The sequence below is a fragment of the Nocardia harenae NBRC 108248 genome (genome assembly GCF_001612885.1).
Taxonomy (GTDB): domain Bacteria; phylum Actinomycetota; class Actinomycetes; order Mycobacteriales; family Mycobacteriaceae; genus Nocardia; species Nocardia harenae.
This window is the reverse complement of the sequence record NZ_BDBH01000015.1, coordinates 1-24,200: the sequence shown is the minus strand read 5'-3', so window position 1 is coordinate 24,200 and position 24,200 is coordinate 1. Positions and strand designations below refer to the sequence as shown.

The window sequence follows — 24,200 nt, the reverse complement described above, 5'->3', positions numbered from 1 at the left end:
AAACGGCGGCGCCGCGGACTCCCGGACGTAAACTCGGCTTGCACGACACGGGGAGGGAACGTCGATGGGCAGGAGCACCGCATGGCAACGCCGGAACCCGTGCCCTCGTATTCGGCGCCGACCATAGCCCGCTGGTTCGTGGACTGGGCGACCACCGAGGACGCCGGAGTCTCCAACCTGAAGCTGCAGAAACTGCTCTACTACGCGCAGGGGCACCACCTCGCCGAGTACGAGGGCCCGCTCTTCGAGGATCCGGTGCAGGCCTGGCGCTCCGGGCCGGTGGTCCCCGCGGTCTTCCGCGAGTTCGAGGGGTTCGGCGCGGGCTGGGTGGTGCTCGCCGAGGACGACCCGTTCCACTGGGACGCCGTCGACGCCGACACCACCCGCTTCCTGACCAAGGTCTGGAACACCTACGGCGGCATTGCGGGCTGGAAGCTGCGGAACATGACCAAGGCCGAGCCGGCCTGGCAGGAGTTCGCCGACCAGGACGAGGGCAACGTGGAGATCCCGGTGGGCGTGATAGCCAAGTACTTCCACGCCCGGCGCTAGAACTTGCAGACCGCCCGGCTTGTCGCGGGGCGGGAAAACCGACCGCACCGGCGCACCGGCGAGCCCCGACCACTCGCCGGTGCCGTCCCGAACAACCGTTGTCCGGGCGGGTGAAACCGGTATTGCGGCAGTCTTTTCCGTTACCGTTCGGACCGCCGCCACCGGAGTACCCATCGGCGGCTTCCGCACGCACGCTGCTCTCGCTCGACAGAAGGTCGTTTCGAATGTCCGGATCGCCCGACCCGCTTCCCGCCGAGGACGCGAAGGAGGACCACACCCGGCCGCTGCCCGAGCTCTACGGCTCCCCCGCGTATCCGGTTGCGCCGCAACGCATGACATCCAACGCCGTACGGCCGTTCCACCCCGTCTACGGCGCCGTTCCACAGGTTCCGCCCCTTCCCGGCTAGCCATCGAACACTCCCGAGAGGCCCCATGCGCACCCTCGTCATCGCCCTCGCCGCGACTACGCTGCTGCTCGGCGGCGGGCAGGCGGCCCTAGCCGCGCCGCAATCGAACATCGTCGGCGCCGCGACCCCGCGCAGCGCCGCGGACCGGCAGTTCCTTCGGGACAGCCACTACGACGACGAGACCGCCGCGGTGCAGGACGCGGCGATCAAACTGGCGCGCACCCAGTGCGATTACCTCACGGCGGTGGGCAACTCCCCCGCCGAGCACATCTACCTGGCCGAGTCCGCGAGCGAGACCATCGAGTTCCCGTACCTCTTCGTCTACGCCGCCGTCGCCGCGTACTGCCCGGAGCACCGGGCCTGAAAAGCGCTGTCGCTCCCGGCGATCGGTGATCCTCACCGACAACGACATCGCCCGGTTGCTCGGGGTGGCGTGGTGGGATCGGCCGATCGAGCAGGTGAGTGCGCAGGTTCGGGTGCTCATGTCCGGCAGCGTGGACGATATCGTCGCGGCGGCGGCGAACGTACCTTCGGCATGGGCCGGACGATCTCGTTCGCCTGGCGGTAGCGAATGCGCTCCGTACCCTGGAGAGCATGCGAAGCGTACTGTTCGACCAGGCCAACCTCGAGGTGCAGGCGCAGCAGCGGTTCTCGCTGCAGAACTCCCAGATGCTGCGGGTGGGGCTCGGCCCGGATGTGCTCGCGGTGAAGGGGGCGATGGTCGCCTACCAGGGCGATATCCGCTTCGACCACCAGGGTTCGGGAAGCGTCGGGAAGCTGCTCAAGCGAATGGTGACCAACGAGGACGTGCCGCTCATGCGGGTGTCCGGGCAGGGCGAGGTGTTCTTCGCCAACCAGGCAGGCCACGTCTTCCTCATCGACCTCACCGGCGACGCGCTGAGCGTCAACGGCACCAACCTGCTCGCCTTCGACGCCGCGCTGGAGTGGGACATCAACCGGGTCAAGGGGGCCGGGTTCTTCACCGGCGGGCTGTTCAACACGACGGTCACCGGCACCGGCACCGTCGCGCTCTGCGCGGTCGGCAAACCCGTTGTGCTGGACTGTAGTACGCAGCCGACCTACGTCGACACCCAGGCCGCGGTGGCCTGGTCGGCGAATCTGGCGCCGAAGGTGGTCTCCAGCATGAATCTCAAGTCCATGCTGCGCGGTGGGAGTGGCGAGGCGTTCCAGTACGCCTTCCACGGGCCGGGTTTCGTGGTGGTGCAGCCGTTCGAGTGGGAGCCGCCGAGCAGTACGGACAACAGCGGCTCCCAGTCCTGAGCCGCTGCTACTCCAGCCAGGAGCGCCGGGTGGGGTAGTCGTCGAAATCGTCCGGCCAGTCCGACGGCCCAACGGTATCCGCCGAGCGCGGGGCCGGTCTGCGCTCGATACTCGATCTCCGACCAGTGACATTCGCCGGCGCGAACCCGCTCCGCATAGGTCCGAAGTTCGGGCAGAGCACATCCGACTGTGCTTTACGCTGAGCGCGGGGGACTCACCGCCGCGGTCAGTTCTTGTCGACGGCCACCGGGAGGTCGAGTTGATGTCGCCATACACCGTGCCGATCGTCGCGCTGGGGCTGCTCGCAGGTGCCTGGGGGGATGACTCGCCGACCGCAGGCCCGCCGACTAGGATCGCGAACCCCTCGATCGCAGTCTCCGTGCCCGCCGCGCCGGATCAGACCGGGGTGGCCGAGCAGGTCCGGCTCGACCCGTGCCTCGCCGTCGACGACGCGACGGCGACCGCCGCCGGCTTCGACCCGTCGACCCGAGACCGCTCCGGCGACCTGGTCTCCGGCGACCTCGTGGTGCTCGGCTGCAGATTTCTGCGTTTCCAGGGCACCGGCGCGGCCGCGGTCCCGACCGGAACCGTCTGGATCAGCGTGCAGAACCGCGGTATCGACGACATCCGGGGTTCGGCGGAGTACTCGATCTTCGCGACGGAGCAGCTCGCAGGGCGCGAAGCGGTGCTCTACACGGTGCCGCGGCTGGACGGTGAGTGCAGAGCGGCGTTCGCGGCGCCCGACGGCCGGGTGGACATCAGCTACCTCGCGAACGCGGCATTCGTCCCGGTGCCGCCGTCGTGCGACGAGATCAGGCCGATTGCCGCGGCTTTCGTCACCGGCCTCGACCTGTGACGCGATCTACCGCATGAGCGAGGGCGCCCACCCGGAAGTGGACGCCCTCGATCGGAACGGAGATCAGTGCCTGCGGCGGCTCTTGGGCCCACGCTTCCCGCGCGACTCGGTCCGCGCCGCCTCGCGCCGCTCCCGGCGGGAGCCGGAGTTGTCTCCGCCGTACTCCTCGTCGTCGGTGTGCACGGCAGTGCGGCCACCCTCGTCGGGCCCCGAGTAGCTGAGGCCGCGGGGGCCGGCGTCGTCGATGCCCTTGGCGAGCAGGGCGGCGGGCGCGGCGGAGGGGGCGGCCTTGGCGGCGGCTTCCTGGGTGGGGAGCGGGCGGGGGGCGGGGGCGCCGGCGCCGACCGGGGAGCGCAGGCCGGGGTCGACGGCGACGCCGGCGGGCTGCGGCTGCTGCACCTCGACCTGGAGGTTGAACAGGAAGCCGACCGACTCCTCCTTCAGCCCCTCCAGCATGGCGGTGAACATGTCGAAGCCCTCGCGCTGGTACTCGACCAGCGGGTCGCGCTGGGCCATGGCACGCAGGCCGATGCCCTCCTTGAGGTAGTCCATCTCGTAGAGGTGCTCGCGCCACTTGCGGTCGAGCACGGAGAGCAGCACCTGGCGCTCCAGGTTGCGCATGGCGCCCTGGCCTGCCAGGCCGTCGATCTCCTGTTCGCGCTTGGCATAGGCATCGTGCGCGTCGTCGAGCAGGATCTCCAGCAGCTCGTCGCGGCTCAGGTCACCCGCCTCGCCGACCTGGGTCTCGCCCGTCAGCTCCTTATGGTTCAGCGCGATCGGGTACAGCGTCTTGAGCGCCGACCACAGCTTGTCCAGATCCCAGTCCTCGACGTAGCCCTCGGCGGTGGCGCCGTCCACGTAGGCGGTGATCACGTCGCTGATCATGCCCTGGACCTGGCCCTCCATGTCCTCGCCGCGCAGGATCCGGTTGCGCTCGCCGTAGATGATGGTGCGCTGCTGGTTCATCACCTCGTCGTACTTGAGCACGTTCTTGCGGATCTCGAAGTTCTGCTGCTCGACCTGGGTCTGCGCGCTCTTGATCGCCTTGGAGACCATCTTGGCCTCGATCGGCACGTCGTCCGGCAGGTTCAGCCTGGTCATGATGGCTTCGAGGGCGGCGCCGTTGAAGCGCCGCATGAGCTCGTCGCCGAGCGAGAGGTAGAACCGGGATTCACCCGGGTCGCCCTGGCGGCCGGAGCGGCCGCGCAGCTGGTTGTCGATGCGACGGGACTCGTGCCGCTCGGTGCCGAGCACGTAGAGCCCGCCCGCGTCGCGCACCGCCTCGGCGTCCGCCTCGGTCTGCTGCTTGACCCGCTCCAGCGCGGGCAGCCAGGCGGCCTCGTACTGGTCCGGGGTCTCGACCGGGTCCAGCCCCTCCTTGCGGAGCAGGATGTCGGCGATGATGTCCGGGTTGCCGCCGAGCACGATATCGGTACCGCGACCGGCCATGTTGGTGGCGACGGTGACGGCGCCGGGGCGGCCCGCCTCGGCGATGATCGCGGCCTCGTTCTCGTGGAACTTGGCGTTCAGCACGCTGTGCGGGATGCCGCGCTTGGTGAACTGCTTGGAGAGGTACTCCGAGCGCTCCACGCTGGTGGTGCCGATCAGCACCGGCTGGCCGTTCTCGTGCCGCTCGGTGACGTCGTCGACGACCGCGGCGAACTTGGCCTCTTCGGTCTTGTAGATGAGGTCGGCCTGGTCCATGCGGACCATCGGGCGGTTCGTCGGGATCGGCACGACGCCGAGGTTGTAGATCTGGTGCAGCTCGGCGGCCTCGGTCTCGGCGGTGCCGGTCATGCCGGAGAGCTTGTCGTAGAGCCGGAAGTAGTTCTGCAGCGTGATCGTCGCCAGGGTCTGGTTCTCCGGCTGGATCTCGACCTTCTCCTTGGCCTCGATCGCCTGGTGCATGCCCTCGTTGTAGCGGCGGCCGACCAGGATGCGCCCGGTGAACTCGTCGACGATGATGACCTCGCCGTCGCGGACGATGTAGTCCTTGTCCCGGTTGTACAGCTCCTTGGCCTTGATGGCGTTGTTCAGGTAGCTGACCAGCGGGGAGTTCGCGGATTCGTACAGGTTGTCGATGCCGAGCTGATCCTCGACGAACTCGACGCCCGCCTCGTGCACGCCGATGGTGCGCTTCTTGATGTCGACCTCGTAGTGCAGGTCCTTCTTCAGCAGCGGGGCGATCCGCGCGAACTCGGCGTACCACTTCGAGGAGGCGTCGGCCGGGCCGGAGATGATCAGCGGGGTGCGCGCCTCGTCGATCAGGATGGAGTCGACCTCGTCGACCACGGCGAAGTTGTGCCCGCGCTGCACCAGGTCGTCCAGCGAGTGCGTCATGTTGTCGCGCAGGTAGTCGAAGCCGAACTCGTTGTTGGTGCCGTAGGTGATGTCGGCGGCGTAGGCGTGGCGGCGCTGCGCGGGCGTCATGCCGGAGAGAATCACGCCGACCTCGAGGCCGAGGAAGCGGTGCACGCGCCCCATCCACTCGGCGTCGCGCTTGGCGAGGTAGTCGTTCACCGTGACGACGTGCACGCCCGCGCCGGAGATGGCGTTCAGGTAGGCGGGGAGCACACAGGTCAGGGTCTTGCCCTCACCGGTCTTCATCTCGGCGATATTGCCGAGGTGCAGCGCCGAGCCGCCCATGATCTGCACCTTGTAGTGCTTCTGGTTCAGCACCCGCCACGACGCCTCGCGCGCCACCGCGAAGGCCTCGACCAGCAGGTCGTCCAGGTCCTCGCCGTCGGCGTAGCGCTCGCGGAACTCGTCGGTCTTGGCCCGCAGCTCGGCGTCGGTCAGTTCCTCGATCTCCGAGCCGTACGCGGTGACCTGGTCGGCGACCTGGCCGAGCCGCTTCACGACGCGACCTTCACCAATCCGTAGCAACCTCGAAAGTGTCAGCGCAGGCACGGGTCTCGTCAGTCCTCTGGTCGGTGTGCGGGTGTGTCGTCGGCGTCCCGTCGTCGGCCGGGCCGTCCGGCGCGGCGACCCGCGACGTCATCGGCACGTTTCATGGTAATGCGGCACCCATGGTAGGCGCGGAGAGCGCCGACCCGCCGGACCGCTCCGGCCCTACCGTACCCGCAGCGCGCAGAGCCGCCACCCGCCCCGGTGCGCCCGCAGGCAGGCCGCGACGGCGAAGACGCGGTCGCCGCGGCGGTACCGGCCGAAGACCTCGACCCGGCCGTGTGCGCCCGGCGCGCACCTCACCCGCTCCAGCACGGCGGCGCCGAGCCTGCGCTCCCTTCCGCCAGTGCGGGCGTAGGTCTCCAGCGCGGCGACCACCTCCGGGTCGGCGAGATCGCGCAGGTGCAGGGCACGGCGGCGGCCGTCGAGTGCCTCGAGCACCGCGCGCAGTGCCCGCTCGGCGAAGCGCTTGGCGTCCCGTTCCCGGCCGGAGCCCTGCCCCGGCAGCCCCGGGGCACACGGCGCTGCCCCCTGGCGGCGCCGGGCGGGATTCGCTGCCGGACGCGCCACCGCGCCGGACCCGAGTTCCGGCCGGGCCACGCGCCGGGCCGCCGCGCGCCGGGCCGCCACGGCCGCGCCGCTCCCGACCGCCGAGACTCCGACCGCCGAGACTCCGACCGCCGAGACCCCTGCCGCCGAGACCCCTGCCGCCCCGTCCGGCTCGGCGCCGGACACCGGCATCCCTGGCAACGGCACCTCCCCGTGCGGCGCGCACGACAACGACACTCTGCTTTCCATCCGACGTCCCCCTGTGCGAATCGAGTCCCCCGAGCTCGATGCGCGCCATCCTGCCACGCACCCCCGACACGGTAAAGAACGACGCCGGTCACACCACGGACGCACAGGCTACGAGCCAAAACGCGGTACTGCCCGCACAATGGGTCGGCAGGCCATCGGAAGGAGCAGCGGACAGCGTGATCACCAGACTGACGGCGCAGGACGCGTCGTTCCACCGTCAGGAACAGAGCAGCAACCCCGTCTACATCGGTTCGCTCGCCATCGTGGAGGGCCCCCTCGACTACGACCGCCTGCTCGATCTGGTGGAGACCAGACTGGCGATGGTGCCGCGGTACCGCCGCAAGGTGCGCGCCATCCCGCTGGCGCTGGGCAGACCGGTGTGGGTGGAGGACAGCGCCTTCGACCTGACCTACCACATCCGGCGCTCCGCGCTGCCCGCGCCGGGCAGCGCGGAGCAGCTGCACGACCTGGTCGCCCGGCTCGCCTCGCGCCCGCTCGACCTGGACCGCCCGCTCTGGGAGATGTACCTGATCGAGGGGCTCGCCGACGGCCGCGCCGCGGTCTTCACCAAGACGCACGCGGCGCTGGTCGACGGTGACTCGGCGCTGGAGATCGGGCACGTCATCCTGGACGAGGGCCCGGACCCGCGCACCCTCGCCCCCGACTCCTGGCACCCGCCGCGCGAGCCGGGCGATGCCGAGCTGCTCGCCGGGGCGCTGAGCCACCTGGCCCAGCAGCCGCGGGAGGCGCTGGAGGTCGCGCGGGAGGCGGGCGCCGCGGCGTTCACCGTGCTCGGCGCGGCGAACCGGGCGGTGGACTCGGTGGTCTCGGCGGTGCGCACCGCCACCGCGGGCGCGCCGGACAGCCCGCTCAATGCCAGGATGACCAGGAATCGCCGCTTCGACGTGGTCCGCACCGAGCTCGCCGACTATCGCCGCATCCGGGCCCGCTTCGGCTGCTCGATCAACGACGCCATCCTCGCGGTGATCACCGGCGCGCTGCGCGAGTGGCTGCTCTCCCGCGACCAGGCCGTCACCGAGTCGGCGACGCTGCGCGCGATCGTGCCGATGTCGGTCTACTCCGACGATCCGCCCGGCGACACCGCGGGCGAGGTCTCCTCGTTCCTGATCGACCTTCCGGTCGGCGAGCCCAACCCGGTGATGCGGCTCTCGCACATCACGCACGCCACCGCGGCGGCGGGCGGCAGGCGCCGCGGCGTGCGCGCCCGCACCCTGGTGCACCTGGCAGGCTTCGCCCCGGCGAGCCTGCATGCGATGAGCGTGCGGGCGGCGAGTACGTTCGCAGAACACACGTTCAATCTGGTGATCACCAACGCGCCTGGTCCGCAGTCCCCGATGTACATCGGCGGGGCGCGGATGCTGGAGATGTACCCGGTGTCGCCGCTGCTGCGCAATCAGGCACTGAGTCTCGGGCTCACCTCCTACGACGGGCGGGTCTGCTACGGGCTCAATGCCGATCGCGACGCGATGGCGGATCTCGGGGTGCTGGCCGCGTCGGTGCACGAGTCCCTGGAGGAGCTGCTCGGTGCCTGCGCCTGACGACCGCCCGCTGCGCGTCTACCTGCCCGCGACCATCGCGATGCTGCGCACCCTGGTCGAGGAGCGGGAGCTGCGCGCGGTCAGCGGCACCGCCTTCGCGGTCACCCCCGCGCTGCGCGAGGCGTACGCCTCCGGCGACGACGAGGAGCTGGCCGAGGTCGCCATGGGCGAGGCCGCGCGGGCCGCGCTGCGGCTGCTCGCCGCCGAGGCGGAGGATTCCGGCGCCCCGCCGATCCAGCGGCGCGCGGTGATCGCCGCCGACGTCACCGGCGCGACCCCGCGCCCCGACCTGGACGACGCGGTGGTCCGGCTGGCCGGGCCGGTGCCCTACGCGAAGATCGCCTCGGTGCACGTCGACCTGGCCGACGCCGAGGCCGACGTGGCGAAGGCCGTCGAGGTGATCGATGCCGCCGATCTCGGCGACCCGGACGCCGAGTTCACCCTGGGCGACGCGGAGGACCACCAGCTCGCCTGGTACGCGACCCAGGAGCTGCCGTTCCTGCTCGAGCTGCTGTGATCGGCGGTCGGGAGGAGTCACAAAGCCGCGGTGGCCGTCTCCACAGCGGAACCTACGATGCCGTAACCTGACGGCAGGACGGGCCCCGACGGGGCCCGCGGCAACTCAGGAGACGACCGGCGACGATGGTGTTCGAGAATGTGCGGCAATGGCTGGAGGAGCCCGCGGCGGAGGTGGCCGACCGGGGTGGCCGGCTGAACGTGCTGCGTGGCGCGGTCGCCCGGATCACGACGCCGCTGCTCCCGGACGACTACCTGCACCTGGTGAACCCGCTGTGGTCGGCGCGCGAGCTGCGCGGCCGGGTACTGGAGGTCCGCAAGGAGACCGCGGACTCGGCGACCCTGGTGATCAAGCCCGGCTGGGGCTTCGACTGGGCCTTCGAGCCGGGCCAGTACATCGGCATCGGCGTGCTGGTGGACGGCCGCTGGCACTGGCGCTCGTACTCGCTCACCTCCCCGCCGAACTGGTCCGACGACCCGGCCGGGCGGGGAAAGCGGCTCATCTCGATCGCGGTCAAGGCGATGCCGGAGGGGCTGCTCTCCAGCCACCTGGTGAACGGCGTGACCGCGGGCACCGTGGTGCGGCTGGCCGCGCCGCAGGGCGGGTTCGTGCTGCCGTCGCCGCCGCCGGCGAAGGTGCTCTTCCTCACCGCGGGCAGCGGGATCACCCCGGTGATGTCGATGCTGCGCGCGCTGGATCGGCGCGACGACTTCAGCGACGTGGTGCACGTGCACTCGGCCCGCAGCGCCGAGGACGTGATGTTCGGCGCCGAGCTCACCGCGCTCGCCGAGCGGCACCCCGGCTTCACCTCGCACCTGCACCTCACCGGCGTGCACGGCAAGCTGGAGCCGGGTGATCTCGACACCCTCTTCCCGGACTGGCGCGAGCGGCAGACCTGGGCCTGCGGCCCGGCCGCCATGCTCGACGACATCGAGAAGCACTGGGCGGCCGCCGGACTCGCGGCCAAGCTGAATGTCGAGCGGTTCGAGGTGGAGCGCTCCGCGGTCGGCGAGGGCGGCACCGTCACCTTCGCCAGGAGCGAGCGCAGCACCGTGGCCGACGGCGCGACCAGCCTGCTGGAGGCGGGCGAGGCGGCGGGGGTGCGGATGCCGTTCGGCTGCCGCATGGGCATCTGCCAGACCTGCGTGCTCACCATCACCGCCGGGCACGCCCGCGACCTGCGCAACGGCGACGAGCGGCGGGAGGGCGACAAGGTGCAGACCTGCATCTCCGCCGCCGCGGGCGACTGCACCCTGGACGCCTGAGCCGGTACCCTCGGGGCAGAGCCAGAGCACGGAAGGGAACCCGGTGGCCATCACCGATATTGGCGCGTTCGCGCACCTCACCGCCGCCGACATCGAGACCCTGGGGGACGAGCTCGACGCCATCCGCCGCTCGGTCGAGCTGTCGCGCGGCGAGCGGGACGCCAGGTACATCAGGCACACGATCGCCGCGCAGCGCGGGCTGGAGGTCGCGGGCCGCGCCGTGCTCTTCGGCAGCCGGAACCGGTGGGCCTGGCTCACCGGAACCGCGCTGCTCTCGCTGGCGAAGATCATCGAGAACATGGAGCTCGGGCACAACATCAGCCACGGGCAGTGGGACTGGATGAACGACCCGGAGATCCACTCCGGCACCTGGGAGTGGGATCAGACCGGGCCGTCGGCGCAGTGGCGGCGGGCGCACAACTACTCGCACCACACCTATACCAACGTGCTCGGCAAGGACGAGGACCTCGGCTTCGGCATCCTGCGGATGACCAGGGACGAGCCGTGGCGCCCGCTCCACCTGGTGCAGCCGATCGCCAACCTGGTGCTGGCCGCGAGCTTCGAGTGGGGCATCGCGCTGCACGACTGGAAGATCGACAAGCAGCTCTCCGGGGTGCCGCGCTGGCAGCTCGCCTCCGAGCCGAATGTGCTCTTCGCCAGGAAGATCGCCAGGCAGGTCGGCAAGGACTTCGTCTTCTACCCGGCGCTCACCGGCCCGGCCTGGAAGAGCACGCTGAAGGCCAACGCCACCGCCAACCTGGTGCGCAACCTGTGGGCCTACGCGGTGATCTTCTGCGGCCACTTCCCGGACGGCGCGGAGAAGTTCACCGAGGAGCAGCTCACCGGCGAGACCAGGGCCGAGTGGTACCTGCGGCAGATGCTCGGCAGCGCCGATTTCGAGGCGGGGCGCCCGATGGCCTTCCTCAGCGGCAACCTCTGCTACCAGATCGAGCACCACCTCTTCCCCGACCTGCCGAGCAATCGGTACCCGGAGATCGCGGTGCGGGTGCGCGAGCTCTGCGACAAGTACGACCTGCCCTACACCACCGGCTCGCTGGGCAGGCAGTACCTGCTCGCCTTCCGTACCATCCACAAGCTGGCGCTGCCGGACCGCTTCCTGCGGCGCACCGCCGACGATGCCCCGGAGACCTCATCGGAGCGCAAGTTCGCCGGGATCGCGCTGCCCACCCGGGTGGACCCGGCAACCGGCAGGCACCGCGGATTGCGCTCGGCGCTGCACGAGGCCAAGATCGTGCTGCGGCAGAAGGCGGAGCACGAGAAGCAGGTGCTGCGCGAGGCCAAGCTGGCGCTGCAGGAGAAGGCGCGGCATGAGCAGGACGTGCTGCGGGAGGCGCGCAGCACCGTGCGCGACCGGGTCCGCGCCAGGGGCAGGCGCCGCCCGGCTACGTGACCAAGACCACAGCGGGAGCAAAGAAGTCGTAACCTACGGTCTCGTAACTTACGATAGAGTAACCCGCATGGCTATTTCGGATGTCAAGGAGTACGCGCACCTCACGGAGGCCGATGTCGAGGCGCTCGGTGCGGAGTTCGACGCGATCCGGCGGGACATCGAGTCGTCGCGCGGCGCGGCCGACGCCCGCTACATCCGCAACGTCATCCGGTTGCAGCGCGGGCTGGAGATCGCGGGTCGCGCCGCGCTCTTCGCCAGCCGGAAGCGCCCGGCGTGGCTGGCCGGCGTCGCCCTGCTCGGCACGGCCAAGATCATCGAGAACATGGAGATCGGCCACAACGTCATGCACGGCCAGTGGGACTGGATGAACGACCCGGAGATCCACTCCAGCTCCTGGGAGTGGGACAACACCGGCCCGTCCAAGCACTGGAAGCAGACGCACAACTTCCTGCACCACAAGTACACCAACGTGCTCGGCATGGACGACGACATCGGCTACGGCCTGCTGCGCGTCACCAGGGACCAGCGGTGGAAGCCGTTCAATATCGGCAACCCGGTCTACAACCTGTTCCTGCAGCTCTTCTTCGAGCTCGGGGTCGCGGTGCAGCACCTGGAGCTGGGCAAGGTCGCGGCGGGGCGGTTCGAGGAGGGCAGCGCCGAGCGCGCGGAGTTCGAGCGCAAGCGCCAGGAGGTGCTGGTCAAGGTCGGCCGCCAGGTGGTCAAGGACTACGTGATGTTCCCCGCGCTCACCGGCCCGGCCTGGAAGAGCACCATGACCGCGAACCTGGCCGCCAATATGGTGCGCAATGTCTGGTCCAACGCGGTGATCTTCTGCGGCCACTTCCCGGACGGCGCGGAGAAGTTCACCAAGGCCGATATCGACGGCGAGTCGAAGGGCCAGTGGTACCTGCGCCAGATGCTCGGCAGCGCCAATATCAGCGGCGGCCCGGTGATCCACTTCATGACCGGCAACCTGAGCCACCAGATCGAGCACCACCTCTTCCCCGACCTGCCGAGCAACCGCTACGTGCACATCGCGGTCCGGGTGCGCGAGCTGGCCGACAAGTACGACCTGCCGTACACCACCGGCTCGCTGCCGGTGCAGTACTTCAAGGCGTGGCGCACCATCCTCAAGCTCGCGCTGCCGAACAAGTACTTGCGCGACACCGTCGACGACGCGCCGGAGACGGCGTCGGAGCGCAAGTTCGGCGGCAATGCCGTGACGATCATCGACCCGGAGACCGGTCGGCGGCGCGGCCTGCGCAGCGCGCTGGCCGCGGGCAGGCGTCGGCTCAGCCGGCGCTGACCCGGGATCACGAACGGCCCCGCACCTGCCCGGTGCGGGGCCGTTCGGCCGTTCGGGGTGGGGAATTCTGATTCACTGAGACGGTGTGTGCCAACGATGTCCACCAGCACGCCCTGAGCGTCTACGAAGCCATCCGCCTGCGCCGCGACGTGCGCGCCGAGTTCACCGGGGTCCCGATCGACGACGACACCCTGTGGCGGCTGCTCGACGCCGCGCACCGGGCGCCGAGCGTCGGCAACTCCCAGCCCTGGGATTTCGTGGTGGTGCGGGAACCGGCGACGCTGGAGCGGTTCGCCGCACACGTCGCGGAGAAGCGCCGCGAGTTCCGGGCGAGCCTGCCGCCGGAGCGGGCCGCCACCTTCGACCCGATCCGGATCGAGGGCATCCGGGAGAGCGGCACCGGCGTGGTGGTCAGCTACGACCACGCCCGCGGCGGGCCGAACGTGCTCGGCCGCGCCACGGTGCCGGAGACCGGGATCTTCTCCACCGTGCTCGCCATCCAGAACCTCTGGCTCGCGGCCACCGCCGAGGGCGTCGGCGTCGGCTGGGTGTCGTTCTACGACGCCGACCACCTCGCCGAGCTGGTCGGGCTGCCGCCGGGGGTGCGGCCGGTGGCGTGGCTCTGCGTCGGTCCGGTGCGCGAGTTCCAGCAGGTGCCGGATCTGGAGCGGTTCGGCTGGCGGGCCGGGCGCACGCTCGAGCAGGCGGTGCACACCGAGCGCTTCGGCGGCTGATCGGGGGAGCCGCCGAACGGTACATCGCGCAGGCCGGACCGCCCCTGAGCACGGCCGAGCCGCGAGCCCGGACGGGCCCGGCCACGCCGCCGGGGCCGACCCGATCCGGCGCGACCGAAGCGCCGCAGCGCGGCCGGGCTAGACCCGCTCGAGCACGGCCGAGGCGCCGATGCCGCCCGCCGCGCAGATGCCGAGCAGCGCGGTCTCGGCGCCGGTGCGGGCGAGTTCGTTCGCCATGGTGGTGACCATGCGGGCGCCGGTGGCGCCGAACGGGTGGCCGAGCGAGACCGAGCCGCCGTGCACATTCACCTTCGCCGGGTCCACCTCGCCCACCGCGTGCGCGCGGTCCAGCCTGGTCTTGGCCCACTCGTCGCTGCCGAGCGCGGCGAGCACGGAGAGCGTCTGGGCGGCGAACGCCTCGTGGATGTCGACCAGGTCGATGTCGGCGAGCCCGAGCCCGGCCTTGTCCAGCGCGCGCGGCATGGAGATGGCCGGGCCGATCAGCACCTGGTCGGCGGGGTCGACGCTGACGTAGCTCCAGGAGCGGAAGGCCGCGAGCGGGGTCAGCCCGAGCGCGCGCGCCTTCTCCTCGCTCATGAGCAGCACCGCCGACGCGCCGTCGGTGAGCGGGCTGGCATTGCCCGCGGTGACGGTGCCGTCGGCGGCGAAGACCGGCTTCAGCTTCGCCAGCTTCTCGACGCTGGTGTCGCCGCGGACCAGGCCGTCGCGGCGCACGGTGCGGCCGTCGGGCGTGGGCACCGGCACCACCTCGGCGTCGAAGCGGCCGGAGGCGATGGCGGCCGCGGCCCGCTGGTGCGAGCGGACGGCGAACTCGTCCTGCGCGGCCCTGCCGATGCCGTGGATCCGCGCCATCTTCTCCGCCGACTCCCCCATCACCTCGCCGGTGGTGCGCTCGGCGATCCTGGGCCGGGTCGGCAGGATGTCGGTGAATGGCGCCAGCTGCCGCACCGCGGCGAGGTAGTCCTGGAGCTTGGGCTTGCCGAGGGCGATCGGGGCGGCGGCGTGCACCACGTGCTGCGGCAGCTTGATCTCGGCATTGCTGGTGGAATCGCTGCCGCCTGCGATCATGACGTCGTACTCGCCGCGCTCGATGGCGGCGGCGGCGGTGGTCACCGCCTGCAGCCCGGAGGCGCAGGCCCTGGTCACGGTGTGCCCCTCGCAGCCCGGGTCGAGGCCGAGGTCGAGCGCGACCTCGCGTGCGATGTTCGGCGCCGCGCTCGGCAGGATCACCCCGCCCCAGACGATCGCCTGCACCAGCTGCTTGTCCAGCCCGGTGCGCTCCAGCAGCCCGCCGACGGCGGCATCCGCGAGCGCGATCGAATCGAGCCGGGTGAAATCGGTGAAGGCGCGGACGAAGGGGGTGCGGGCGCCTGCGACGACGACGGCACGGCGAGCGGTGGAGGCCATGGACCGTAACTTACCCGAGGGTAAGGTCGGGCGGGCCGGATTGTCCCGGACACACCACCGGCCGGTGCGGAGCGCACCGGCCGGCTGGAGGCGGGGGGCTCGATCAGGCCAGGCGGATCAGGCCGTAATCGAAGGCATGCCTGCGGTAGACCACCGACGGCCGGTCGGTCTCCTTGTCGTGGAACAGGAAGAAATCGTGGCCGACCAGCTCCATCTGGTACAGCGCGTCGTCGACCGTCATGGGCGCCGCGGAGTGCACCTTGGTGCGGACGATGTGGCCGGGGCCCTCGCTCTCGGGCGGCGCCCACGGATCGGGCTCGGCCTCGGCCTCGGGGTGCGCGTGCGTGGCGCCGTTGCGGCCGAAGAGCGTCTCGTCGACCAGCTCGGCGGTGGCCTCGGCGACCGAGAGCGGCGTCTTCTCGCCGTAGTGCACCTTGCGCCGGTCCTTGGTGCGGCGCAGGCGGCTCTCCAGCTTGGCGGTGACCGCCTCGAAGGCGGCGTAGAAGCTGTCGGCGCAGGCCTCGGCCCGGACGATCGGCCCCTTGCCGCGCGCGGTGATCTCGACGCGCTGGCAGCTCTTGCGCTGCCTGCGGTTGCGTTCGTGGAACAGCTCGACGTCGAAGAGGAAGATCGACGGGTCGAACCGTTCGAGCCGGGAAAGCTTGTCGGCGACGTAGATTCGGAAGTGGTCCGGCACTTCGACATTGCGGCCCTTGACCACGATGTCGGCCCGGCTACCTCCTCCCTCGGCGGTGGTTTCCGGTTCGTCCAGCGTGCCGCCGCGCGGCATCGAAGGATCTGCGTCTTGGACTGAAGGACGTGAAGACGTCACGCGTACCTCCCGGATAGGGCCGCACCGTCGAAATGGCGTGCGGCGGGATTGATCGTGCCGATCGGCTCTCCGCTCGGCACCGAATGTCCGAGGCCCCACCTCCAACTCCCGTGTCGGGTGTGTGTTCGCGACGCTAGTCCGCCCGCGACCGGTCCGCCACTGTTCACGCAAATTTTCCGACGATCACGTTCCGCATGTCACCAGCACGTCATGAATGGGTATCCGGTAGCGTCGCGCGACCCGGACCGACTCGGCCGCCGTCGCGCCGGTGGTGAGAACATCGTCCACCAGGACGACCTGCGGATTCGCTGTCCCGGACAGCGCGGCGAGGACCTCGGGACGCACCACGACCCGTGCTGCCAGATTGCGCCTGCGTTGCGTCGGAGTCAACCCCACCGAATCCCGCGTACCGTGCCGCGATCGCAAGAGTGGCAGCATCCGGCAACCGGGCAGCCAACTCGCCGCCACCGCCGCCGTCCGCGCCACCGGATCGCCGCCGCGGCGCCGGGCGGCGGCGGCCCGGCCGGGCGCGGGGATCAACAGCAGCGGGCGGCCGGGGGTGCGCAGCCGGTGCAGCCCGCGGGCGAGGGCGTAGCCGAGCGGCCCGGCGAGGTCGCGGCGGCCGCGCTCCTTGAGCGCGAGCACCGCGCGCCGCCCCGGTCCGGCGTAGGGGCCGAGCGCCCAGCACGGCACCCCCGGATCGGTGCGGGGGCGCAGCCGGACCGGCGGGCCGTCCAGCGCGCTCGCACAGGCGGGGCACCACGGCACCGCGGGCAGGCCGCAGCCGCCGCACTCGACGGGCAGGATGAGGTCCAGCAGGGTCCGCATGGCCGGTAAGTCTGGCCGGGGCCACCGACACCGATCAGCCGGGCAGCACCGGGACCACGTTCTCGCCGGTCAACCCCGGCACCTCGCGCCAGAACCCCTCGGTGGTCACCGGCTGGCCGTACTGCAACTGCAGCACCGCGCGGGAGTCGGCGACGTACCAGGTGTCCAGCGCCGCACTGACCACCCGCATGGGCGGGGTCAGGTTCTGCGAGGTCTGGGTGACCTGCTCGGAGCCGTCGATGGAGACCGTGACGACCGGGTCGACGTTGCCCTCGCGGGCGATGATGATGGTGTCGCCGCTGAGCCAGCTCACCGAGACCGCCCTGGTGCTGAGCCCGACGGCGAGCGGCTGCGGCGCGGTGAAGGCGTAGCGGCCGTCCGGGCGGCGCTCCACCACCGCGACGTACACCTTGCCGTCCGCGATCAGCGCGGCCCGCACCCCGCTGCCGGAGATCCGCAGCTCGGTGATGGGCAGCCGGGGCGAGAGCGCCGAGGTGACCGCGGTCAGCGCGGAGATGTCGACGTCCTGCTGGGAGACGGTGCCGGTGGCCCGGTCGGTGGCGGCCCTGACCACCCGCTCGCCGTCGACGACGGCCCAGGCGGCGCTGCCGTCCGAGTTCCAGGAGGGCCTGCTGATGGTGGCGCCCTCGGCGACCGGGAAGGCGTCGCCGCCGTAGCTGCCGACCATCAGGGTGGCCCGGCCCGCGTCGGCCACCGCGGCGACCAGCTGGCCGTCCTCCGAGAGCGCGGCCGACTGCAGGTTGTTCACCGCGCCGAAGTACCCGGGCACCGGGGTGATGCCGGTCTCCCTGACCTGCACCAGCGTGCCGTTGCGCAGCGCGAAGAGCCCGATCTTGTTGCGCAGGTGCGCATCCGGGGTGTACTGCTCGATATCCGCGACCGACCAGCCGTTGGCGGCGAACCGGTCGTCCAGCGCCTTGCCGTCGGCGAGCAGCACGTACGGGCCGAGCACCTCGGCCCCCGAGAGCGTCGCGACCACCTGCGCGGCGAGCAGCTCCTTGTCCCGCGGCGCCAGCGCGGCGGCCCCGGCCAGGTCGATCCGGACCCCGCCGAGCCCGACCCCGACCTCCTCCGGGTCGCCATTGGCCTTGGTCACCACACCGCGCAGCGCCACCGGCGGCGCGACCACGGTGCGCACATTCGCGGTGAGCGCGGGCTGCGGACCGTCCAGCAGCAGGTCGAGCAGGCGCTGGGTGCGCTGCGCGGGCGGCACCGAGATCCAGCGCAGGTCCGGCACCAGCGAGGTGCCGTTGGGGTCGAGGAAGTAGAGCGCGTGCCGCTGGTAGGCCTTGGCGAAGGCGGCATTGTCCATGACGACGCCGTCCTGCAGATCATCGATCCGCCACTCGCCGCCGACCCTGGTCATCTCGATCTTGTTCTCCAGCATCGAGCCGTCCGCGGGCCGGTACGAGCCGTCCGCGGCGAGCTCGCCGACCTTGCGCGCCCGGATGACGTAGGTCGCGGCGTCGGCGCCGCGCGATTCGCGCAGCGTGTCCGGCTTCTCCACGATCACGGTGCCCGCTGCGTCGTCCCAGCGGGTGGAGGCGGACGGGGTCAGGTACTGCCGCGCCGCCTCGTGCCGGTTCGCCGGGGTGGCGGTGGCCTGCAGGAAGTCGCGGAGCAGCAGGTCGGGGTCGCGGCCGGAGATGGGCGGCGGCGGGCCGTCCGAGGTCGGTTCGCGGTCGAGCGTGCCGAGCGCCTGCGGGGCCGATGACTCCGGCAGGCTGGCGCAGCCGGTGAGCAGCACCAGCAAGGCCACCAGCACACCGATCACGCCCCGGCGTACTGCGGCGGGGGGGCGGATACGCATCGTCATGACTGTACGTCCCGGTCCTCGGGGCGCGCCGGGGCGGTGGGGAACGCACCCCGCTCCAGACTCGCGACGAACTCCTCGATCTCGTCCCGCGGCAGCCGGACGGTGTCCGACTCGTCCGGTTCCGGCTCGGTGCGGATCGGCACCTTGCGCGGCGCGTCCAGCGGCAGCGGGCTCGGGCCGAGCTTGCTGCCGCGGGCCATCGGGAGGGTGAGCCGGAAGCTGGCGCCGCTGCCGAGCTCGCCCCACGCCTCGAGCCTGCCCTCGTGCAGGTGCGCGTCCTCCTGGCTGATCGAGAGCCCGAGCCCGGTGCCGCCGGAGCGGCGCATGCGGGAGGGGTCGGAGCGCCAGAAGCGGTTGAACACCAGCTTCTCCTCGCCCGGCCGCAACCCGACGCCCTGGTCCCGCACGACGACGGCGAGCGCGTTGGCCTCCTGGTCGCCGCGCATCCGGATGAGCACCGGCTTGCCGTCGCCGTGGTCGATGGCATTGGCGAGCAGGTTGCGCAGCACCCGCTCGACGCGGCGCGGGTCCACCTCGGCGACCAGCGGGTCCTCCGGCAGGTCGGCGACGACCTCGACTCCCGCGTCCTTGGCCAGGTGCCGCACGGTGGAGATGGCGGCCTTCGCGCACATCCGCACGTCCAGCGATTCCACCTGCAGCTCGGCGACGCCCGCGTCGTGGCGGCTGATCTCCAGCAGGTCGTTGAGCAGCCCCTCGAACCGGTCCAGCTCGTTGACGAGCAGCTCGGCGCTGCGGGCCAGCGCGGGCGAGAGCTCGTCGCTGCTGCTGTGGATGAGGTCGGCGGCCATCCGCACGGTGGTGAGCGGGGTGCGCAGCTCGTGGCTGACGTCCGAGGTGAAGCCCTTCTGCAGGTTGCCGAACTCCTCCAGCTGGTTGATCTGGGTGGAGAGGCTCTCGGCCATCTCGTTGAAAGCCTGCGCGAGTTTGGCCATGTCGTCCTCGCCCCGAACCAGCATGCGCTCCTTGAGCCGGCCGTCCGCGAAACGCCCCGCGATCCGGGCGGCCGACCGGATGGGCAGCACCACCTGCCTGGTCACCAGCGCGGAGATGGCGGCGAGCAGGACCAGCAGCACGGCGCCGCCGACCAGCATGGTGCCGCGCATGAGCGCGAGGCTGCGCTCCTCGTTGACCAGCGGGAAGACCAGGTAGATCTCCAGGGTCGGGATCTCGGCGCTCGGGCTGCCGATCACCAGCGCGCGGCCGCGGTAGCCGTCCGGGTCGTCGACGGTGGCGAACTGGTAGCTGATCTGGCTGCGCTGCACGAAGCGGCGCAGCTCCTCGGGCACCTCCTGGACCGGCCCCGAGGTCATCTGCTGCGGCGGGGAGCCGCCGATGACGGTGAGCGCGGAGTCGAAGCTGCCCGCGACGCCACCGGACTCCGCGGTGTCGCCGCGGTTGGAGAGCGAATCCCGCGCCTCGGCCAGCTGCTGCTGCTGGATGCCGTTGCCGTGCGCGCCTGCCAGCTGGCTCTCCACCGTGTTCCTGGCGCGCTCCATCTCCTCGATGGCCGCGTTCAGCTTGGCGTCCAGCAGCCGGTCGGTGATCTGGCTGGTGAGCACCACGCCGAGCACCGTGATGACGATGAGCGAGAGGGTGAGGGTGGAGACGATCACGCGCAGCTGCAGCGATCGCCGCCACAGGTGGCCGAGTGCGACGCCCTGGCGCTGCGCCCACGCCGCGGCGATCTGCACCGCCGGGCGCAAGCGCGCGATCAGGCGGTCGATCACGGTGGTCCGGCCTTGTACCCGACCCCGCGAACGGTCAGCACGATCTCCGGATTCTCCGGGTCCTTCTCGACTTTGGCGCGCAGCCGCTGCACGTGCACGTTGACCAGCCTGGTGTCGGCCGCGTGCCGGTAGCCCCAGACCTGTTCCAGCAGCACCTCGCGGGTGAAGACCTGGCGCGGCTTGCGGGCCAGCGCGACCAGCAGGTCGAACTCCAGCGGGGTGAGCGAGATCTGCGTGCCCTCCCTGGTGACCTTGTGCGCGGGCACGTCGATCACGATGTCCGCGATGGAGAGCTGCTCGGAGGGCTCGTCCTCGGTGCGGCGCAGCCGCGCCCGCACCCTGGCGACGAGTTCCTTGGGCTTGAAGGGCTTGACGATGTAGTCGTCGGCGCCGGATTCCAGGCCGAGCACCACGTCGACGGTGTCGGTCTTGGCGGTGAGCATGACGATCGGCACGCCGGAGTCGGCGCGCAGCACCCGGCACACGTCGATGCCGTTCATGCCGGGCAGCATGAGGTCGAGCAGCACGAGGTCCGGCCGGATCTCCCGCACCGCGGAGAGCGCCTGGGTACCGTCGCCGACCACGTGCGGGTCGAACCCTTCCCCGCGCAGGACGATGGTCAGCATCTCGGCGAGAGCCATATCGTCGTCGACGACCAGAATCTTCGGCTTCATGATTCCTATGTTGTCATCTCGGTGGCGGGCGACGGGCCGCCACGCCAACACTGGCGATTTCGCACCGTACCCGCCGCGCTATCGGCGCAGTACCGCGGCCAGCCGGTCGGTGACCGTGGCCGGATCGTCATCCGGGCGGTAGCGCCACCAGGGTCCGGCCCAATCGCGTTCGGCCAGCTCACGGTACACCGCGCCGGTGCGCAGTTGCAGCTCGGCATCGCGCTCGTAGGCGTCGAGCGCGCGGCCGGGGTCCAGTTCGCCGCGGCGCCGCGCTCGCGTCGCGGCCAGTTCGGTCGGCACGTCGAGCAGGATCTGCAGGTCGGGGCGGGGCAGCCGGAACCGGCCGTACTCCAGTTCCGCTGTCCAGGAGACGATGTCGCCGTCCGCGGTCTGGCCGAGCCGGGCCGCGCTGTAGGCCGCGTTGGAGGCGACGTAGCGGTCGAGCACCACGTAATCGTGCTCCGCGAGCAGCTGTTCCAGGTCGTCCCGCGCGCCGGCCCGGTCCAGCGCGAAGAGCAGCGCCATGCCGGAGACCGACGCGGCCAGATCGCCGTGCGCGCCGCGCAGCGCCTCGGCCGCGAGGTCGGCGTGCACCGAGCTCCCGTAGCGCGGGAAGGCGAGCGTGGCGGTGCGCGCCCCGCGCGCGGCCAGATCGGCGACGATCCGGTCGGTGAGCGTGCGCTTGCCGGAGCCGTCCAGCCCTTCCAGCACGATGAGGGTGCCCATGGGCACGGAGACTACGCGGGGCCCCGCCGGGTGCCCGGCGGGGCCCGGTGCGTCAGTACCGGTAGTGGTCCGGCTTGAACGGCCCCTCGACATCCACCCCGATGTACTCGGCCTGGTCCTTGGTCAGCTTGGTCAACGTGCCACCCAGCGCCTCGACATGGATCTTGGCGACCTTCTCGTCCAGGTGCTTGGGCAGCCGGTAGACCTCGTTGTCGTACTCGTCCGGCTTGGTCCACAGCTCGATCTGCGCGATCACCTGGTTGGAGAAACTGTTCGACATCACGAACGACGGATGCCCGGTCGCGTTCCCCAGATTCAGCAGCCGCCCCTCCGACAGCACGATGATCGCCTTACCCGACTCGAACGTCCACAGATCCACCTGCGGCTTGATGTTCAACCGGTCCGCACCCGACCGCTCCAGCGCGGCCATGTCGATCTCGTTGTCGAAATGCCCGATATTGCCCAGGATCGCCTGATCCTTCATCGCCCTCATGTGCTCGAGGGTGATGATGTCCTTGTTCCCCGTCGAGGTGATCACGATGTCGGCCTGGCCGATCGCCTGCTCCACGGTCACCACGTCATAGCCGTCCATCAACGCCTGCAACGCGTTGATCGGGTCGATCTCGGTCACCTGCACCCGCGCGCCCTGCCCGGCAAGCGATTCCGCACACCCCTTACCGACATCGCCGTACCCGCAGATCAGCACCTTCTTCCCGCCGATCAGCACATCCGTGCCCCGGTTGATGCCATCGATCAACGAATGCCGGGTGCCGTACTTGTTGTCGAACTTCGACTTGGTCACCGAATCGTTGACATTGATCGCCGGGAACACCAGCTCCCCCGCCGCCGCGAACTGATACAACCGCAGCACACCGGTCGTGGTCTCCTCGGTCACCCCCCGCACCGACTCCGCGATCGCCGACCACTTGCCGCTCTCGGTCGCCAGCCGCTCCCGCAGCAGCTTCAGGAAGACCTTGAACTCCGCCGAGTGCTCCTCGTCCTCCGGGGGCACGACCCCGGCCTTCTCGTACTGCGCGCCCCGCAGCACCAGCATGGTCGCGTCCCCGCCGTCATCGAGGATCATGTTCGCCGGCTCACCCGGCCACGTCAGCATCTGCTCTGCGGCCCACCAGTACTCCTCCAGGCTCTCGCCCTTCCACGCGAAGACCGGAGTGCCCTTCGGCTCGTCCACCGTCCCGTGCGGGCCGACCACCACAGCCGCGGCCGCGTGGTCCTGCGTCGAGAAGATATTGCACGACGCCCACCGCACCTGCGCACCCAGCGAAGTCAACGTCTCGATCAACACCGCGGTCTGCACCGTCATATGCAACGACCCGGAGATCCGCGCCCCCTGCAACGGCTGCACCTCCGCGTACTCACGGCGCAACGCCATCAACCCGGGCATCTCGTGCTCGGCCAACCGGATCTCCTTGCGGCCGAACTCGGCCAGCGACAGATCCGCCACCTTGTAATCGATGCCGTTGCGGACATCGGCCGTCAAAGCGGTTTCAGCGGAAAGTTCGGAAGTCGTCATCTGCCTCTCCAGGGTTGGGCGGCGGTACCCGGCAAGGCTAGCCGCTCGGTCGGTGGCCGTGCCGAGGTGTCCCCGGCTGCGGCGGCCGAACGCACCGAGCCGAATTCGGTGCGGCTCAGCCGAACGGAATCCCGCTCGGGAAGAGCGTGGACTCCGCCGTGATGGCGCCGTCCGGTTCGTCCGCGTACTCGCCCGCGCAGCCGCCGGCGAGCGCGGAGCGCAGCTGCTCGAGTACCGCGGGGAGCACCGGTTCCAGCGAGTGGTCGATACCGCCGTTGCCGAGGGTCGGGAACGGGGTGAGGCGGCACTGGCCGCCGTCCAGCCTGCCGTCGCTCCACTCGCGCTCGCTGCGAATGGAGTAGTAGGCGGTGGCGCCGGGGGTGTCGTCCCCGGCATTGAGGTTTGCCATGAAGGGCGTGCCAGGGCACGCCTCCGGTGCGCCCGGCTGCCCGCAGGCGCCCGGCGAGCCGTACTGCGGTGCGCCGATCGCGACGTACCTGGCCACGGTGCCGGTGCCGCCGAGTTCACGCAGGTAGTAGCGGGTGCTGAGCGCGCCGATGCTGTGCCCGACCAGGGCGATCTCCCGCCCCGGGTTCGCGGCTGCCACAGCCGCGACGGAGCCGCTGATCGCTCCGGCATCGGCGGCGATGTCGATGCCCTTCAGATCGAGTACCACCGGTTCGTACCCGTCGGCCCGGAGCGCGGCCGCCAGCGGCTGGTAGGGCAGCGCCCCGAGGTACTGGCCCGGCACGATCACCACGACCGCACGGGCGGGCTCGGCGTGCCCCGTCCCGGCGGTGCCGAGCATGGCGAGCGCCGCCGCGAGGCCGGCGAACATCATCCGCATGAGCATGGAGCGCAGCCTAACCTCACCCGTCCGCACCATGGGGTGCTAGGCCGCGCTGCCGTACCGCGCGAGCAGCCGCTCCCGCTTCCCCGGCTGCAGATTGGCCTTGGTCACATCGCCCCGGTAGTGGGCGAGCACCCGGTGGTCCATGATGCG

Annotated in this window: 21 protein-coding genes; 10 read left to right on the top strand and 11 right to left on the bottom strand. The window is 70.8% G+C overall.

Going from position 1 to position 24,200, the window contains the following annotated elements:
* Positions 1-81 precede the first annotated feature (81 nt).
* From NH2_RS25655 to NH2_RS25640, 4 genes are all read left to right on the top strand, one after another.
* Positions 82-549 (top strand): Panacea domain-containing protein, encoded by a 468-nt coding sequence (locus NH2_RS25655; protein WP_067659716.1) that lies wholly within the window; start codon positions 82-84, stop codon positions 547-549.
* Positions 550-981: 432 nt separating this feature from the next.
* A complete protein-coding gene (locus tag NH2_RS25650) occupies positions 982-1,320 on the top strand; it encodes a DUF732 domain-containing protein (RefSeq protein ID WP_067659713.1) in 339 nt (112 codons plus the stop codon).
* 230 nt (positions 1,321-1,550) lie between these two features.
* Positions 1,551-2,237, top strand: coding sequence for an AIM24 family protein (locus NH2_RS25645; protein WP_067659707.1), 687 nt, complete (start codon positions 1,551-1,553; stop codon positions 2,235-2,237).
* A 262-nt stretch (positions 2,238-2,499) separates the two neighbouring features.
* Positions 2,500-3,093 carry a DUF3558 family protein gene (locus tag NH2_RS25640; protein WP_084505889.1) on the top strand — a complete coding sequence of 198 codons (594 nt, stop codon included), beginning with the start codon at positions 2,500-2,502 and terminating at the stop codon, positions 3,091-3,093.
* Between the two features lie 63 nt (positions 3,094-3,156).
* Here the strand turns inward: NH2_RS25640 and secA are convergent, their stop codons facing one another.
* Both secA and NH2_RS25630 read right to left on the bottom strand, forming a co-directional pair.
* Entirely contained in the window at positions 3,157-6,003 is a 2,847-nt protein-coding gene (gene secA / locus NH2_RS25635; RefSeq protein ID WP_067659701.1) for a preprotein translocase subunit SecA, read from the bottom strand.
* Between the two features lie 162 nt (positions 6,004-6,165).
* Positions 6,166-6,741, bottom strand: coding sequence for an Rv3235 family protein (locus NH2_RS25630; RefSeq protein WP_067659698.1), 576 nt, complete (start codon positions 6,739-6,741; stop codon positions 6,166-6,168).
* A gap of 233 nt (positions 6,742-6,974) precedes the next feature.
* Here NH2_RS25630 and NH2_RS25625 point away from each other — a divergent pair, with 233 nt between their 5' ends.
* The 6 genes from NH2_RS25625 to bluB all read left to right on the top strand — a co-directional run bounded on the left by NH2_RS25625 (position 6,975) and on the right by bluB (position 13,590).
* On the top strand, positions 6,975-8,357 hold the full coding sequence (locus tag NH2_RS25625) for a WS/DGAT/MGAT family O-acyltransferase (protein ID WP_067659695.1): 1,383 nt from the start codon (positions 6,975-6,977) through the stop codon (positions 8,355-8,357).
* Positions 8,358-8,367: 10 nt separating this feature from the next.
* Entirely contained in the window at positions 8,368-8,874 is a 507-nt protein-coding gene (locus tag NH2_RS25620) for a DUF6912 family protein (protein ID WP_439951792.1), read from the top strand.
* Positions 8,875-8,999: 125 nt separating this feature from the next.
* Complete coding sequence (locus NH2_RS25615; RefSeq protein WP_067659692.1) at positions 9,000-10,139, top strand: ferredoxin reductase; 1,140 nt, start codon at positions 9,000-9,002, stop codon at positions 10,137-10,139.
* A 43-nt stretch (positions 10,140-10,182) separates the two neighbouring features.
* Positions 10,183-11,550: a fatty acid desaturase family protein gene (locus tag NH2_RS25610; RefSeq protein WP_067659689.1), complete on the top strand. Its 1,368-nt coding sequence runs from the start codon at positions 10,183-10,185 to the stop codon at positions 11,548-11,550.
* A 67-nt stretch (positions 11,551-11,617) separates the two neighbouring features.
* The gene (locus NH2_RS25605) at positions 11,618-12,856 is read left to right on the top strand and encodes a fatty acid desaturase family protein (RefSeq protein WP_067659686.1); all 1,239 of its coding nucleotides are present in this window, start codon (positions 11,618-11,620) and stop codon (positions 12,854-12,856) included.
* Between the two features lie 113 nt (positions 12,857-12,969).
* Positions 12,970-13,590 (top strand): 5,6-dimethylbenzimidazole synthase, encoded by a 621-nt coding sequence (gene bluB, locus NH2_RS25600; protein ID WP_067660122.1) that lies wholly within the window; start codon positions 12,970-12,972, stop codon positions 13,588-13,590.
* Positions 13,591-13,728: 138 nt separating this feature from the next.
* On the opposite strand, the gene NH2_RS25595 is transcribed toward bluB, so the two are convergent.
* The 9 genes from NH2_RS25595 to NH2_RS25555 all read right to left on the bottom strand — a co-directional run bounded on the left by NH2_RS25595 (position 13,729) and on the right by NH2_RS25555 (position 24,050).
* On the bottom strand, positions 13,729-15,018 hold the full coding sequence (locus NH2_RS25595) for an acetyl-CoA C-acyltransferase (RefSeq protein ID WP_067659684.1): 1,290 nt from the start codon (positions 15,016-15,018) through the stop codon (positions 13,729-13,731).
* A gap of 103 nt (positions 15,019-15,121) precedes the next feature.
* Positions 15,122-15,808: a ribosome hibernation-promoting factor, HPF/YfiA family gene (gene hpf, locus NH2_RS25590; protein ID WP_067659681.1), complete on the bottom strand. Its 687-nt coding sequence runs from the start codon at positions 15,806-15,808 to the stop codon at positions 15,122-15,124.
* Positions 15,809-16,033: 225 nt separating this feature from the next.
* On the bottom strand, positions 16,034-16,678 hold the full coding sequence (locus NH2_RS25585; protein ID WP_067659678.1) for a ComF family protein: 645 nt from the start codon (positions 16,676-16,678) through the stop codon (positions 16,034-16,036).
* 34 nt (positions 16,679-16,712) lie between these two features.
* Positions 16,713-18,515, bottom strand: a complete 1,803-nt coding sequence (gene lpqB, locus NH2_RS25580; protein ID WP_067659674.1) for an MtrAB system accessory lipoprotein LpqB — start codon at positions 18,513-18,515, stop codon at positions 16,713-16,715.
* Complete coding sequence (gene mtrB / locus NH2_RS25575) at positions 18,512-20,239, bottom strand: MtrAB system histidine kinase MtrB (RefSeq protein ID WP_439951791.1); 1,728 nt, start codon at positions 20,237-20,239, stop codon at positions 18,512-18,514. Before mtrB ends, lpqB begins: the two co-directional genes overlap by 4 nt.
* A 20-nt stretch (positions 20,240-20,259) precedes the next feature.
* A complete protein-coding gene (gene mtrA, locus NH2_RS25570; RefSeq protein ID WP_067659671.1) occupies positions 20,260-20,937 on the bottom strand; it encodes an MtrAB system response regulator MtrA in 678 nt (225 codons plus the stop codon).
* Between the two features lie 78 nt (positions 20,938-21,015).
* On the bottom strand, positions 21,016-21,663 hold the full coding sequence (locus NH2_RS25565) for a dTMP kinase (RefSeq protein ID WP_067659669.1): 648 nt from the start codon (positions 21,661-21,663) through the stop codon (positions 21,016-21,018).
* Positions 21,664-21,715: 52 nt separating this feature from the next.
* Positions 21,716-23,197: an adenosylhomocysteinase gene (gene ahcY / locus NH2_RS25560; protein WP_067659666.1), complete on the bottom strand. Its 1,482-nt coding sequence runs from the start codon at positions 23,195-23,197 to the stop codon at positions 21,716-21,718.
* A gap of 115 nt (positions 23,198-23,312) precedes the next feature.
* Positions 23,313-24,050 carry an esterase/lipase family protein gene (locus NH2_RS25555; RefSeq protein WP_067659663.1) on the bottom strand — a complete coding sequence of 246 codons (738 nt, stop codon included), beginning with the start codon at positions 24,048-24,050 and terminating at the stop codon, positions 23,313-23,315.
* Positions 24,051-24,200 lie beyond the last annotated feature (150 nt).

Excerpts from the sequence above, each read along its gene's own strand:
- mtrA (WP_067659671.1), bottom strand. The coding sequence starts at position 20,937 with ATGAAGCCGAAGATTCTGGTCGTCGACGACGATATGGCTCTCGCCGAG.
- NH2_RS25555 (WP_067659663.1), bottom strand. The coding sequence starts at position 24,050 with ATGCTCATGCGGATGATGTTCGCCGGCCTCGCGGCGGCGCTCGCCATG.
- NH2_RS25595 (WP_067659684.1), bottom strand. The coding sequence starts at position 15,018 with ATGGCCTCCACCGCTCGCCGTGCCGTCGTCGTCGCAGGCGCCCGCACC.
- lpqB (WP_067659674.1), bottom strand. The coding sequence starts at position 18,515 with ATGACGATGCGTATCCGCCCCCCCGCCGCAGTACGCCGGGGCGTGATC.
- NH2_RS25645 (WP_067659707.1), top strand. The coding sequence starts at position 1,551 with ATGCGAAGCGTACTGTTCGACCAGGCCAACCTCGAGGTGCAGGCGCAG.
- NH2_RS25565 (WP_067659669.1), bottom strand. The coding sequence starts at position 21,663 with ATGGGCACCCTCATCGTGCTGGAAGGGCTGGACGGCTCCGGCAAGCGC.
- ahcY (WP_067659666.1), bottom strand. The coding sequence starts at position 23,197 with ATGACGACTTCCGAACTTTCCGCTGAAACCGCTTTGACGGCCGATGTC.
- NH2_RS25640 (WP_084505889.1), top strand. The coding sequence starts at position 2,500 with ATGTCGCCATACACCGTGCCGATCGTCGCGCTGGGGCTGCTCGCAGGT.
- NH2_RS25655 (WP_067659716.1), top strand. The coding sequence starts at position 82 with ATGGCAACGCCGGAACCCGTGCCCTCGTATTCGGCGCCGACCATAGCC.
- NH2_RS25615 (WP_067659692.1), top strand. The coding sequence starts at position 9,000 with ATGGTGTTCGAGAATGTGCGGCAATGGCTGGAGGAGCCCGCGGCGGAG.
- NH2_RS25605 (WP_067659686.1), top strand. The coding sequence starts at position 11,618 with ATGGCTATTTCGGATGTCAAGGAGTACGCGCACCTCACGGAGGCCGAT.
- NH2_RS25585 (WP_067659678.1), bottom strand. The coding sequence starts at position 16,678 with ATGCGGACCCTGCTGGACCTCATCCTGCCCGTCGAGTGCGGCGGCTGC.
- NH2_RS25630 (WP_067659698.1), bottom strand. The coding sequence starts at position 6,741 with ATGCCGGTGTCCGGCGCCGAGCCGGACGGGGCGGCAGGGGTCTCGGCG.
- NH2_RS25650 (WP_067659713.1), top strand. The coding sequence starts at position 982 with ATGCGCACCCTCGTCATCGCCCTCGCCGCGACTACGCTGCTGCTCGGC.
- hpf (WP_067659681.1), bottom strand. The coding sequence starts at position 15,808 with ATGCCGCGCGGCGGCACGCTGGACGAACCGGAAACCACCGCCGAGGGA.